This window comes from Agrobacterium tumefaciens, assembly GCF_017726655.1.
Taxonomy (GTDB): Bacteria; Pseudomonadota; Alphaproteobacteria; order Rhizobiales; family Rhizobiaceae; genus Agrobacterium; species Agrobacterium tumefaciens_B.
The window spans coordinates 2,022,618-2,036,234 of sequence record NZ_CP072309.1 but is presented as its reverse complement, the minus strand read 5'-3'; the positions used below and the strand labels follow the sequence as shown (position 1 = coordinate 2,036,234).

Genomic DNA, 13,617 nt, shown 5'->3' with positions numbered 1-13,617 from the left:
CGCACAAATTCGGACAAATAGGCATGAAATTCGGATTTTTAGATACATATCATCCAGAGAAAATCGTCTAAAACTCTGCCATCTTAAGGAGAGACACCATGACGGACACGACGACACAGTTTGATGGGCCGGCGATCGCGCTGGAGACGGTAGACGAACCGGCGTGGACCGCCGCCACCTGGTTTGCCGTCCTTTCAATGGCTGCAACCAGCTTTGCGCTGGTATCGGCGGAGTTTTTACCGGCGGGACTGCTAACACCGATGGCACGCGATCTCGGTATCAGTGAGGGCACCGCCGGTCAGGTCGTGACGGCGACCGCCTCCGTCGGGGCCGTGACGGCACTGTTAAGCAACGTCCTCATCGGTAAGCTTAACAGAAAAACGGTCCTCGTCGGCCTCAGCGCGCTCGCTATCGCATCCAACATTCTGGCGGCGTTTGCAGCTGATTTCTGGCTTTTGTTGCTAGGTCGCGCAGGCCTTGGTATCGCGCTCAGCGGTTTCTGGGCGCTTTCGGTTGCCGTCGTGGCGCGCCTCGTCGGTACGAATGCGACCGGCCGCGGCATGGCGATCGTCACCCTCGGCGTGTCGCTAGCGACGATAGCAGCGCCCTCCATGGGCGCCTTGATCAGCGACTGGCTGGGATGGCGCACCGCCATGGCGTTGACGGCGGGACTGGCGGTCATCGCCATGCTTTTACAGATCATCAGCCTCCCCACGTTGCCGGCGAGCACGAGCAACAGTCTGTCGGACGTATTGGGTTTGACCAAGCGGCGTAGCGTTCAGCTGGGGATGCTTGCGATCCTCCTGCTGATGACGGGACATTTTGCCGGCTCGGTCTATGTTCGCCCCTTCCTCGAGAAGGTGACGCTACTCGATACCACGCCAATCGCCCTCGCTTTGCTGGGTTTCGGCGTGGCTTCCGTGATCGGTAACGTCGTGGGCGGCCGGATGGCTGATGCCAGCATTCGCGTCGCCCTCATCGTCACGGCGGCACTGATGGGGTTCGCAACGATCGCTCTCGTCATCTGGGGCGTTCATACCGGCGCTGCTTTTGCACTTGTCGCGCTCTGGGGCCTTGCCTTCGGCATGGGTCCGGTCGTTCTGCCGACAAATCTGTCGCGCGGTGCACCCGATGCGCTGGAAGCAGCGGGCAGCCTGATGGTTGTCTCTTTTCAGGTGGCGATCAGCATCGGAGCGGTTCTGGGCGGTTACATCGTCGATTCCTACGGCGCGACCGCGCCGCTGGTGCTCACTGCTGTTCTCGCCGGACTGACGGTCGCACTCGCTCTGTCGCAGCGCGCTGAATGACCAGCGACACTCCGGCGGCTTTCCAGCCGCCGGAATGTCCATTACCTCACGCCGCCAGAGCGGCCTGATGGATGTCGATGAGTTCGTCATAGCAAGAGGTATTCCCCGCCAGAACAGGCTGTCCTTCAAACAGCTTTTCGCCCTCGAGCGAAAACGGCATAAAGCGGCCACCAGCCTCCTTGACGAGGCAAAAGCCTGCCATGCAATCCCATGCGCGCATATGCGGCTCATAATAACCGACAAGACGACCTGCCGCGACATAGGCGAGCATCAACGCACCTGAGCCGTTTCGGATAAAATTGCCGCCGCGCCCCATCACGTCGCTGATGATGCGTCCCACCCGCTGCGGCGTGACATAGTTATTGCAGCCGATGCCCGTCAGAGCGTTTTGCAGGTTCCTTGACGGATCGAGTTTCAGGCGGGTCCCATTCAATGTTGCGCCGTGGCCTTCCGCTGAAGCGTAGATTTCCTTCGAACAGGGAACATTGATGATACCGATGACCGGTGCGCCATCGCGGACGACGGCAATAGAAACACACCAGCTCGGCATGCCGTTGACAAACGGGGCGGTTCCGTCGATCGGGTCGACGACCCAGGTGTAACCGGAATCTCCGTCCTTGTAGCCATGCTCCTCCCCGAGAAAGCCGTCATCTCCGAAAGCGGCAGCAACGCGCTCGCGCAACAACATCTCGACATTGCGGTCTGCGATCGAGACGACGTCCTGAAGATCGCGCTTGGTCTCGATCACGAGGCTGTCGCGCTTGTTGAAATAGTCGAGCGCCATGGCACCGGCCTCCTCCGCCAGGGCTTTTGCCAGTGCGAAGCGTTGTTCAAGGCCGTTATTCATTCCTGTCATTTCCATTTCCTCAAATCTCAGACCCATCAAGCGTCGATGAGGGCTATGCCACGGTTTTTGAAATTGATTGTGACATCGCTTGTTTCAAGTTGCGTATTTTTCATATCGTGGTCGACAATGAAGAGGGTGCCAACCTCGGTTTCGACTTCGTATTCGATGTGTCCACCGAGATAGGCGGTGTGCAGCACGCGCCCCGGCATGCCGGCGCTGCCAGGCGCGTCGATGGTGATCGCGCCCGGTCTCACCGCGAGCTTTGCAGCGCCAGACCGGACGCCCCTGCTTCGGATGCGATGCTCCATGGCTCCAACCCGAACGACTGACTCGTCACCCGTTTGCGAAACGACTTCACAGGGCACGACATTCGCCTCTCCCATGAAGTCGGCGATGAAGGCGGAAGCGGGAGCCTCGTAAAGCTCTCGCGGCGCACCCGACTGGGCGATTTCTCCGTCTTTCATGACAATGATGCGGTCCGAAACCGCAAGCGCTTCATCCTGATCGTGCGTCACGTAAACCGCCGTGAAACCGATCCTTTGCTGAAGTTCGCGAATATCGGTGCGCACACGCCGCCGAAGGCGCGCATCAAGGTTAGACAGCGGTTCGTCGAGCAGCAGGACCTGAGGTTCCAGCACCAGCGCGCGGGCGACCGCCACGCGTTGCTGCTGTCCGCCGGAGAGCTCCGCTGGCAGGCGGTGGCCCATGCCGGAAAGACCGACGAGCTTCAGGCCTTCCTCCGCCTTCTCCCGCGCCTCGGCCTTTTTCAACCCGGACGATTGCAGCCCGTATGCAACGTTGTCCAAGGCACTCATATGCGGAAAGAGCGCATAGGACTGGAAGACCATGGATACGTCGCGCTCATTGGCGGGAAGCATCGTCACGTCTTTGCCACCAATCAGGATCCGACCGGAGTTGGGATGTTCAAGCCCCGCGAGCATGCGAAGTGTCGTCGTCTTTCCGCAGCCTGAGGGGCCAAGAAGCGTGACGAGTGTCCCTGGCTCGATCGTCAATGACAGATCCGGGATGGCGGTAAAGGCGCCGAAGGTCTTGCGAACATTCTGAAAAACAACGGAGCCGGGTTTGACCTTGATCATGCGATTTTCTCCTGGGGATGAGAAACGGGTTTGACGTCGTCGAGCCCGGCGACGCGGTTTTCGCGGCGCAGACGTCGTTCGCCAACGAGGAGCTGGAAGCCAGCGATGACAGTGATCATCACGACGATCAGCATCGAGGAATAAGCGATTGCAACACCATATTCGCCGTTTTCAACGAGGCCGACGATATAGGACGTCGCCATGTTGTACTGGGCGCTGACGAGGAAGATCACCGCGCTGATGGATGTGATGGCCCGGACGAACGAATAGACCAGTGCAGCCCTGATCGCCGGGCGCAGGAGCGGCAGCACCACAAGCCTTATGGTACGGAAGCTGTTTGCCCTGAGCGTGAGCGAGGCTTCGTCCAGGCTTTTGTCCAACTGGCTCATGGCCGCGATGCCGCCGCGAACGCCAACGGGCATATTGCGGAACACGAAGCAGGCTATGAGGATCAGCGCCGAGCCCGTCATCTCAAGCGGCGGCAGGTTGAACGCCATGATATAGCTGACACCGATGACCGTACCGGGAATTGCAAAACTCATCATCAAGGCAAACTCGAAAAGATTGCGGCCGGCAAACTTCTGCCTGACGATGATATAGGCTGTCAGCAATCCGACGGCGGCAGTGAGTGGGGCGGAAATCAAAGCGATTTCCATCGTTGTCCAGAAGGAATTCCAGGCAACGCCCGTCCAGGCAATCGAACCGTTGCTGACGCTGACGGAGAAGGCCCGAACATAGTGCTCGATTGTCAGGGTATTATCCAGACCCCACGTCTTCACGAAGCCGCCGACAAGGATCATGCCGTACACGACGATGGTGAAGATCATCCAGGGAACAACCAGCGCATGAACCGCAATCGACATGGACTTCGGAAGAGCGGCGTGCGCACCGCTGTCTCCTTTACCCGTCACCGTCGCAAAATTCTTGCCCGCCAGCCAAAAACGCTGGGCGATAAAGGCTGACAGCGTAAAGCAGAGCAACACGATGGCGAGCACTGCCGCGCGGGAGGGGTCATTCTGCGAGCCCACGACAGCGAAGAATATTTCCGTCGAGAGAACGCCGTGGCTGCCGCCGAGTACCAGAGGATTACCGAAATCCGCCATGCTTTCGATGAAGCCGATCAGGAAGGCATTGGCGAGGCCCGGCTTCATCAGCGGAAGCGAAACGCGCCAGAAGGTGCGCCACCGGTCGGCACGCAGCGTCTGCGACGCTTCTTCCATCGATGGGCTGACACCCTCGACAACGCCGATCAGGACGAGGAACGAAATCGGCGTAAAGGACAGGACCTGGGCAATCCATATACCCGTCAGGCCGTATAGCCAGCGGCCCGGCTCGATGCCGAAGACGCTCGACATGAATTCGGTGACAACACCCGCCCGGCCGAAAAGCAGCGTCAGGGCAAGGCCGATGACGAATGGCGGCGTGATGATTGGCAGGATTGTCAGCAGACGCAGGCCCTTCTTGAATGGAAAGCGCGTGCGAGTGGCGACAAGTGCGAAAGCGAGGCCAAGAATGGTCGATCCCGCTGCCGTCATGATGGCCAGGAAAAGTGTCCGCCAGGCAACGCCACAGCGGCCGGCACCGACAACACAATCGAGGCTCCAGATGCCCGGATCCTGCATGTTGCGGATAAATCCGTCGGGATTGAAGGAGCCGTCTATATCCTGCACGGCTCCAGCCATCATGCTGCCGATGGGGTAGAAGACGAAGACACAGACAAGGAAGACGAGAAGCGAAATACAGGAGACGACGAAGACATCGCCCTTCATGAAGCCGCGCTCTGCCAATCCGAACGAAATATAGAGCACAAAAACGAAAGCCATCGTCACGGCACCGGCGCCCATCGAGGGCTGGCCGTCGGCCATCGGGCCAAAAATGCTCTCGCTCGCCTGCCAGGTCCATCCCGTAAAACCGATTGCAAGTCCCTGAAGCACGAGAAAGCCAAGGCCGAGAACGCCTGCGGTCACGAGGAGCCGGCCGCGCATTGCAGGGTCAGACAGCGTCCGTGCAAGGGCACCCACCAGGAAGAAAACCATAACGCCGGCGAGCCACACGCGACCTTCGGTTGCCATCTGCAGGATGCCGGGCGCAGCTTGCGCCGACATCGGAAAATCCGAAAGCCAGCTCAGGCCAAAAAAGCCATTTTCGATGCGGTACCACGGCACCAGCACCAGGGCAGCGACGCCCAAGGCCAGAACAATGTCCAGCCTGCGATTGCCATGGGTCATGGTCAACCTCACAAGATTTAGGTGTGTCGAAAGAGGTTGCCTTCGTCATCAGGAACGAAGGCAACCGGCACGGGAGGTTAGTTGGCGACGGCGCCAATCTCCTTGTCCCAGCGCTCCAGCAGGGCTTTGCGCTTGGCTGGATCGCCATAGGTTTTGAAGTCGTAGTTGATCAGCTTGATATCCTCAAAGCGTGGTGCTTCCTTCGGAATTTCCGCCGTCTTGTTGGAGGGTAGCTGGAAGGATTTGGCATCCTTCATCCGCGACTGAACGTCGGGCTGCAATGCCCAGTCGTACCAGGTCTTGGCGTTCTCGAGATTGCGAGCGCCCTTGACGATGGACATGGAGCCGATTTCATAGCCGGTGCCTTCGCAAGGCGCGATCGACTTCACCGGAAAGCCTTCTGCCGTCTGCGCAACGGCGTCATGCATGAAGACGATTCCAAGGGCCGTTTCGCCACGAGCCGCCGCCTTGACGGGGGCGGAACCCGACTTGGTATATTGCGAGATGTTGCCGTTCAGCTTCTTCAGATAATCATAGGCCTGATCCTCGCCCATGATCTGGACCAGAGAGGCCAGCGCCGTATAGGCGGTGCCTGACGAGTTCGGGTTGGCGATCTGGATTTCGCCCTTCAACTCGGGCGCCAGCAAGTCTGCCCAGCACTTGGGTTCCTTGTAGCCCTTTTTCTTGAAAATATCGGTATTGTACCCCCAGCCCAGCGCACCGGCATAGACGCCGACAGTTTTGTAACCGGCGCTTTCGGCCTGATTTTTTGCCCAGTCCTGCAACTGGTCGAGCATCTTCGACTTGTACTCCAGCGTCAGGTTCTCGGAAGCTGCCTGAAGATGCGGGTCGCCGGTGCCAGCCCACCATACGTCGGTTTTCGGGTTGCGGGCTTCTGCGCGGATCTTGGCGTAGGCCTCGCCTGAGGACATGCGAACCATGTTGACCTTGATGTCGTGGCTCTTTTCGAAATCGCCTTTCATCTGTTCGCAGATGACCACATCGGCGGCGCAGATGAGGTTGAGATCGCCTGCGGCGTGGGCCGGAACACCAAGAAGAGTGGTGCCTGCCAGAAGCAGGCTGGACATGATCGTCAGTCGCATGATTTCCTCCATTGTTGCGTCTGAATGCGTTTTGCGGACATGGCTTCGCCATTCGACGTGCCGGTGGCCGCCGTCGTGATCCGCTTAGAGTCGTGTTTTCATTGGCTGGGCGGATGGATGTCCGTGTCAAAACGGCTCAAGAGCCGTCCCCGTTCTTCCGGTCTGCCAAAGGTCGCAAAGTCGTAATCGACCATCTTTATCAGCGAGAGGTCCGGCGCGCCCGAAGGCAAGGCTGCCTTCGCATTTGACGGCACCTGGTTCTGTCCCGCAGCAGCGCCGGTGGCCTGACCTTCTGGGCTTAGCGCAAAATCCACAAACTTGCGGGCCTCCTCCCGATTTTTCATACCCCTGATGATGCTGACCGCGCCGATCTCGTATCCCGTCCCTTCGCAAGGTGCGACGATGACGAGGGGAGCACCCGCCTCCTTTTGCGTGACCGCATCATGCATGAAAGAAATGCCGATCACAGCCTCACCTCGTGCAGCTGCCTTGACCGGGGCTGAGCCAGCCTTCGTATACTGCGCAACGTTCTGATCCAGCGCCTTCATGTAGCTGAACGCCTCTTCCTCGCCAAAAAGCTGTACGAGGGTCGCGAGCATGGTGAAGGCAGTCCCGGACGAATTTGGATTCCCGGCCAGGATCTTTCCGCGGTAAGCGTGACCGATAAGGTCTTTCCAGCAACTGGGGACAGCAAGACCCTGCCGCTGCAAAAGGTCGCTGTTATAGGCGAAGCCCAGGGCCCCCGCATAAATGCCAGCCGATTGGCCGCCCGACATGGTGAAGAAATTCTGCGCCCAGGGAAGCAGCTCGGCCTCGTTTTTTGAGGCATAGGCCTCCAGCAGCCCCTCGGAGGCGGCTTGCAGATGCGTGTCCCCCGTGCCGCCCCACCAGACATCAACCGTCGGCGCGTCCTTCTCTCTTCTGACCTGCTCGAGAATTTCGCCAGTGCTCTTGCGCACCATGGTGGTCTGCACACCGGATCTGCTCTCGTATGCCAGCTGCATCGCAGCGCACCAGGCGTCATCCGCCGCGCAAAGAATGTTCAGCTTTCCATTCTCCTGCGCCGTGGCAACGGCACAGGGCGCAAGCGCCAAACCGGCGCTGAACGCCGCAAGCCATACTTTCACCGCTTCCTCCCTGGAACCTCCCCGTTCCATTCTTGAGGTCAAGCATGACAGAACTCTTGATTAGAGCAATCCTATGAATGGTTACCGATTTTTCAACGGCAGATGCCTGCGGGCAAGAACGGTTACGAATATTACAAATGTAACGGACTTGGTCATCATCGACCTTTTGAATATTCCGATACTCTTGCATATGATTGTCGACGGGAGGACTTCATGGTGCAAAAACAGAGGATCGGAATACTGATCGTCGAAGACGATCCGGATATGGCTGAGTTGGTAGCGGATCTGGTGGAGGCGGAGGGCTGGGCACCCGTCGTCGTGCACTCAGCCGAAGAAGCCGCCACGACACTGGCGCAGGAAGACATCCACCTTGTGCTCCTGGACCACAATCTTCCCGGCATCTCCGGCAGAACCTTTGCCCAGCGCATCCGCACGGAACTGGGGCTGAATGTCGGCATCGTCATGGTAACGGCGGCCGGCAGCGCGACCGAGCGGGTGCTGGGCCTTGAAACAGCAGCCGACGACTATGTCGTCAAACCCTTTGAACCCATTGAGCTGACGGCCCGTATAAAGGCGGTTCTGCGGCGCATTGCACCGTCGCTTCGGGTCGAGAAAGAGCCGGAACGGGAACACGAAACGAATGCACTGAGGCTTGGAGACTGGGCTGTTGATCTGTCCGCGCGGCGGGCGATCTGCCTTGCCGACCGGAGCAAAACGCTGACAACCGCGGAATTTGCGCTTCTTGAGGTGCTTGCAGAAACGCCGAATAAACCGGTCAGCCGATCCCATATCCTTGATCGCCTCGGCGCGGAAAGCGACCGCTTCATTGACCGCAACGTCGATGTGCTTGTGCTTCGCCTGCGCCGCAAGATAGAACGCAACCCTGACCTGCCGCAGCACATCCAGACGCGCAGGGGCAAAGGCTACGTCCTTCATACTGACAATGCAGAGCCGCACCTGTGATCAACAGGCTCTTTCTCCAGTCTATTGCGTTCAGGCTGCCATTTGCCATCGTCTTTATCTGCTCGTCGGTCTTTATTCTCTCGGCGGTCGCAATCTATGGCCTGCAGAAGGCCAGAACGGAGATGGCGACCTACAGCCTGCAGGCCTTTTCGAGCCTTGCCCGCGCCTCACTGGTATCGCGGCAGGTCGCCGATCTGGTTTCGAGTGCGCCGCTGCTGATGAACGCGACATCGCCCTATAGAGTGTCGAGCGAAAGTCGCGCCGTCGTTGCGCAGGTGGACAGCCTTCTCGATACGATCGGCCAAGACAAGAACGCGGAAACGCCGAATAATGTGCCGAGCGACGATATCGTGCAGTTGCTCCAGGCCATTCGCCAGCAGACCCTGTCCCTGGCGGCGGACGCGGATGCGGCCCAGCAACACAAGGCAGAGGCCGCAGCGGCATTGGGGGAAATTGCGACAAGCCAGTCCGTTACGGAAGACGCGCTTCGCCAGCGCCTGAATGCTATTGTTCAGGCCGCTGCCAATTCCGCCAGTCTTTTTCAGCTTGGAGAATTGCAACGCCGCTTCACTTCGGAAACCGGTTATTTCATGAACGAGGAGGTGGCGCCTGATGACAAGAAGGCGGTCGGTCTGGCACCCTACAAACGCGTATTCGACGCCCAGACGCAATATCTTCTGGAAATGTTCGCCATCCAATCTTCCGTATCCAAACTTCACACTGTCTCCCGCAACCTTTCCCATGCAACAGAAACCCAGAGCGAGGCGGTCGCCCATCGATTGACGCAGGGCCTTGCCTCCGCCTCGGCTGCATTGACGCGGCTGATCGTGATGGTCGCGATCGCTTTTGTCGTCGTTGTCATTCTCTCGACGCTGTCGATCCGCTCGGTCATGCGTGTTTCGAAAGGCGTGACCGCCCTGTCACGCGGCATGAATGCCCTCGCGAACGGGGAGCAGAATGTCAGCCTCCCCACGTATCGCGGTTCCGAAACCGAACTCATCCGTCTTTCCGATGCATTCCACGCTTTCAAGGAAAGCGTCGACCGCGTTTCACGTCTTCGTCGCACGGCCGAAGCCGCGGCTCGAACGATCCGCTCGACATTCCGAACGATGAACGAGGGAATTGCGCTATTCGACACCCGGGGACAGCCCATTACCATGAACAGGCGCATCATTGAGCTTGTTGGCCGTCGCGGCGGGTCTTCGCGGAAATTGCCGTTACGATCCTTCATTGAAACCATACCGGAAATCGACCCCATCCTTGTGCCTGCGAACGACGAAACCGGGACGCTTGCCAACCGGCTCACGGTGCGCCACCGCACAGCGGATCAGCGGGTGACGGAAATCGCGGTTTCCCGTCAGCCCGACGGCGGGATTGTCCTTCTGGCCCGGGACGTAACAGCTCTCGACCGGCAGGAGGCAGAGTCAGCGAAGGCGCAGCGGCTTGACGGTATCATGCGCATGACGCATCAGCTCAGCCACGAAGTCGGCAACATGATCGGCATCATCACCGGAAGCCTTGGCCTTCTGGAGCGAGAGACAGGCTTCAGCGACCGCCAGCAACGCAATATCAAGCGCATCCGCAAGGCAGCCGATCGCGGCCGCCAGCTTGCCAGCAGCATGCTGTCCATCGGCAGCCAGCAGCCGATACATCCAGCGTCCGTGGATGTTGGTTCTGTGCTGAAGGGCATGGTGGACGTCCTCGAAATTGCCGTTGGTGCGCGCAACCAGATCACATTGCGCGTCGGCAGCGATTTGCCCCGGCTCGCTTTGGATGCTGCCCTTTTCGAGCAATCGATCCTAAACCTGTGCCTCAACGCCGCTGCTGCCATGCCCGTGGGCGGCACAATTATCATCGAAGCCACGCACTCGGAGGGCAGCGTCGAAATCTCGGTCGAAGACACGGGGTGCGGGATGGATCAGGATGCGGTCGACAGGGCATTCGAGCCTTACTTTACCACCCGCAGCCAGCAGGGCGGCACCGGCCTTGGCCTTGCCATTGTCTACGGTTTCATGCGCCAGAGCGGCGGCGACGCCAAGATCACCTCTCAGCCAGGGCGCGGAACCCGTGTTTCCCTGATGTTCCGCACCTGAATCAGGACCGTAAGATGTGTGGAGACGCGGAACTAGAAACTTTCCGACCCAAATGATGTAAAAAGAAACCGCCACCGGAGGGATGGCGGTTCCGAATTCGTGTGAAGCGATCCGGTCGATCACTTGCGGTAGGCAAGTCCACCCCAGATGCGGCCTTCATCTCTGTGGCGACCGCCATGCACGGCCCCGATGTAAGCAGCGGCAGCAGAGACAAGTGCGGAAGCAGCGAGCAGGAATGCGCTGAGAATGCCTGCGATACGAGCCTTTTCAGCAGCATCGGCGGCTTTGTTCTTGGCGTCTTCGACTGCCTTCTGGGCTTCAGCCTTCATGGTCTCGACCTGTTTCTGAGCCTCGTCGACCTTCTTCTGAGCTTCTGCCCGGACAGCCTGCACGCGTTCCACCGTCTCGTTTACCCGGTTTTGAGCATCAGTCTGGCTGATGTTCGTGCGGGCAGCAATCTGGTTGGTGAGCCATGTCTTGTCTGCGTCCGAGATTTCCCCAGTCGCAAGCAGGTTACCGAGGATGCCACTGATCTGCCGCTGATAGTCGCCGGCAGTCTGGTCACCCGGAACCGGGGTTGAAAGCGTATCGGTCCGCAGAAGCGTATCGGTGAAGTAGTCGATCGGATTGGACTTCATGCCCTGCGGAAGCATCTGCTCGATGCTGGGAGCCGCCGCCTGACCTGCACCCTGGGCGAGGCCGCCTGCAGCACTGCCAGCGCCGGAAATGATCCCGCCGGCCAACTGGCCAGCACCCTGCACCGCGCCTCCGACAGCAGAACCCGTTGCTTCGACAGCCGTCTGGGCGACGCTACCGACAGCTCTTGCGCCACCCGAGAGGACACCAAGTGCGAGAAATGCCGAAACGACGGTGCCGAGGCCCCAGACGACGAGGCCGTTAACGCCATCGCGAACTGTCAGCTCGTTACGATCGGAAGCACCAGCCGGGCGACGCATGCGGCCGGCAATATAGCCACCTAGCATGTAGGAGCCCACCATCGACAGGATGACGAACAGACCGGTGAGGATAAGCCAGACCGTGCTGATCTCGCCTCCATCATCCACGGAAATCGAGCTGAGACCAAGTCCGCCGGCGAAGGCGGTAAGGACGGCCATTGCGCCAGATGCGATCACCGCGCCCGCGAAGATTGCCGGCCAGTCCACGTAGCTGCGGTTAGGATTTGTTTCAATACCTGTCGGATCAACCATCAGCGTAGCCCCAGCAATGAGAGAATGAACAGGACGACGACGACAAGCCCGACAAGATAGATAATGGAATTCATACGGAATCTCCTCCGAAAGGACGACAAATCCTCCGCGTAGCGGCTGATTGCATGCAGTGAGAAATGCGAGCTCGTTGCTCCCTCACCAAACTCGTCTCAGGCGAAAAAGTTTCACGTCTGCTCGATACAGAAGAAAGATACTGCGATAATCTCTGATTACGCGACAGCTATGGGGAATGCCGCCGCGTGCGCGGCGGCCGTGTCAGTGCACGAAGACTGTAGTTCGCATCAGCGGGTGTTTCCGGCACGGTCCGGGCCCATTTATTTGTTTGTCATCACTTGATTGCGAAAATGGCGCCAGTCGATATCGACGGATTGAATGAGGTCTCCCCAGAGGCTGGTTCTGGAATGTCCGGACGCAGCTCCGTGAACGCGGGTAATCATGGCCGCAAGCCAGACGCAAGCGACCTACGCCAGATTGCGGGCGAAGGAGATACACCATGTCTAGCATCGATCGCATTGGCTCCGCCGCCATGCTCTATACCCGCGGACGGCCTCAGGACGTTTCTCAACCGGCGGTGGGCCAGACACCCGAACGGTCTGTTTCGCTGAACTCAGCGGGGTCTGCACCTTCCATTCCCTCCAACTTGGCCAATGCGCTCTGGTTGCTCCAGAGGCAGCAGGGCGGATCCATCGAGGAAGCTACCTTGCAGGGCGGCGGCCCGAGCGCGGAGGAGAAAGAATTGAGCAAGTGGGCTCATATGAGCCTTGGTGAGAAAATCCGGGCGCAATATTTGGAAGCGCGGGGATTGTCGGAAGGCGATCTCGCCGCCATGCCACCCGACGAAAGGAAGGCCATCGAGGACGATATCCAGAAGGCTATCAGGACCGCGATGGAAGCCCCAAAGGACGATGACGTGAGCGGGCTCGCCGGCATCTGAAGACGATGTGGCCCGCCCGAAGCGGAGCGGCAACGCGCCGTGCTACGATCTGATACATAAATGCGGGTTTCACGACACATGCCGGATACCTGCGGCGCAGATCAATGCCTGATCATTTTCGGATCAGGCAGGATTTCTCATGAAGAGCCAGATTTTTTTCGCCGTCGCTCTCTCGGTTGCGGGAGCAGGCTTTGGGGCCGTTTATTCGAGCCATGCGGACACGCGGCCGGAAAACGCCTCTCCCATCTACGGCGTCACGCTTCCCGAAGGATATCGTGACTGGCGGTTCATCGCCCCCGCACAGGAGGCTCCGCCGCTCGACGAGCTTCGTGCGGTTCTTGCAAACGATATCGCCGTTAACGCCTACAAGAACGGAACCCTGCCCTTTCCCGATGGCTCGATATTGGTGAAGCTTGCTTACAAGCGGCAGCAATCGACGGAATTTCCCCCGGCCACGGTGCCTGGCGCAGCGACCACCGTGCAGGTAATGGTCAAGGACTCCCAAAAATATCCCGACAGCCATGGCTGGGGTTTCGGGCGGTTCGTCAACGGAAAACCGGTCGATGTCGCGCAGCATGAGACCTGTCTCTCCTGCCACGTGGGCAACGTCAAGGACCACGATTTTGTGTTTACGCGCTACGCGCCCTGACGAATGACAAGGCCCCGCGGCCAGCTTTTACACTCGAATA

Annotated in this window: 11 protein-coding genes; 5 read left to right on the top strand and 6 right to left on the bottom strand. The window is 59.1% G+C overall.

What is annotated here, in order from left to right:
- Positions 1 to 98 precede the first annotated feature (98 nt).
- Positions 99 to 1,307 carry an MFS transporter gene (locus AT6N2_RS23540; protein WP_209091723.1) on the top strand — a complete coding sequence of 403 codons (1,209 nt, stop codon included), beginning with the start codon at positions 99 to 101 and terminating at the stop codon, positions 1,305 to 1,307.
- 46 nt (positions 1,308 to 1,353) lie between these two features.
- Here the strand turns inward: AT6N2_RS23540 and AT6N2_RS23535 are convergent, their stop codons facing one another.
- The 5 genes from AT6N2_RS23535 to AT6N2_RS23515 form a co-directional block, all read right to left on the bottom strand.
- Positions 1,354 to 2,163 (bottom strand): inositol monophosphatase family protein, encoded by an 810-nt coding sequence (locus tag AT6N2_RS23535; protein ID WP_209091722.1) that lies wholly within the window; start codon positions 2,161 to 2,163, stop codon positions 1,354 to 1,356.
- 26 nt (positions 2,164 to 2,189) lie between these two features.
- Positions 2,190 to 3,251 (bottom strand): ABC transporter ATP-binding protein, encoded by a 1,062-nt coding sequence (locus AT6N2_RS23530; protein ID WP_063951764.1) that lies wholly within the window; start codon positions 3,249 to 3,251, stop codon positions 2,190 to 2,192.
- Positions 3,248 to 5,479 carry an ABC transporter permease gene (locus AT6N2_RS23525; protein WP_209091720.1) on the bottom strand — a complete coding sequence of 744 codons (2,232 nt, stop codon included), beginning with the start codon at positions 5,477 to 5,479 and terminating at the stop codon, positions 3,248 to 3,250. Before AT6N2_RS23525 ends, AT6N2_RS23530 begins: the two co-directional genes overlap by 4 nt.
- 77 nt (positions 5,480 to 5,556) lie before the next feature.
- The gene (locus AT6N2_RS23520; RefSeq protein ID WP_063951816.1) at positions 5,557 to 6,582 is read right to left on the bottom strand and encodes an ABC transporter substrate-binding protein; all 1,026 of its coding nucleotides are present in this window, start codon (positions 6,580 to 6,582) and stop codon (positions 5,557 to 5,559) included.
- Positions 6,583 to 6,680: 98 nt separating this feature from the next.
- The gene (locus AT6N2_RS23515) at positions 6,681 to 7,739 is read right to left on the bottom strand and encodes an ABC transporter substrate-binding protein (RefSeq protein WP_425292753.1); all 1,059 of its coding nucleotides are present in this window, start codon (positions 7,737 to 7,739) and stop codon (positions 6,681 to 6,683) included.
- Between the two features lie 183 nt (positions 7,740 to 7,922).
- Here AT6N2_RS23515 and AT6N2_RS23510 point away from each other — a divergent pair, with 183 nt between their 5' ends.
- Complete coding sequence (locus AT6N2_RS23510; RefSeq protein WP_425292752.1) at positions 7,923 to 8,672, top strand: response regulator transcription factor; 750 nt, start codon at positions 7,923 to 7,925, stop codon at positions 8,670 to 8,672.
- The gene (locus tag AT6N2_RS23505; RefSeq protein WP_209091717.1) at positions 8,669 to 10,765 is read left to right on the top strand and encodes an ATP-binding protein; all 2,097 of its coding nucleotides are present in this window, start codon (positions 8,669 to 8,671) and stop codon (positions 10,763 to 10,765) included. Before AT6N2_RS23510 ends, AT6N2_RS23505 begins: the two co-directional genes overlap by 4 nt.
- Positions 10,766 to 10,884: 119 nt before the next feature.
- On the opposite strand, the gene AT6N2_RS23500 is transcribed toward AT6N2_RS23505, so the two are convergent.
- Positions 10,885 to 11,973, bottom strand: coding sequence for a hypothetical protein (locus tag AT6N2_RS23500; protein ID WP_209091715.1), 1,089 nt, complete (start codon positions 11,971 to 11,973; stop codon positions 10,885 to 10,887).
- 514 nt (positions 11,974 to 12,487) lie between these two features.
- Here AT6N2_RS23500 and AT6N2_RS23495 point away from each other — a divergent pair.
- Together AT6N2_RS23495 and AT6N2_RS23490 are read left to right on the top strand one after the other, a co-directional pair.
- Positions 12,488 to 12,928, top strand: coding sequence for a hypothetical protein (locus AT6N2_RS23495; protein WP_209091714.1), 441 nt, complete (start codon positions 12,488 to 12,490; stop codon positions 12,926 to 12,928).
- A gap of 139 nt (positions 12,929 to 13,067) precedes the next feature.
- Positions 13,068 to 13,577, top strand: coding sequence for a cytochrome P460 family protein (locus AT6N2_RS23490; protein ID WP_209091713.1), 510 nt, complete (start codon positions 13,068 to 13,070; stop codon positions 13,575 to 13,577).
- Positions 13,578 to 13,617 lie beyond the last annotated feature (40 nt).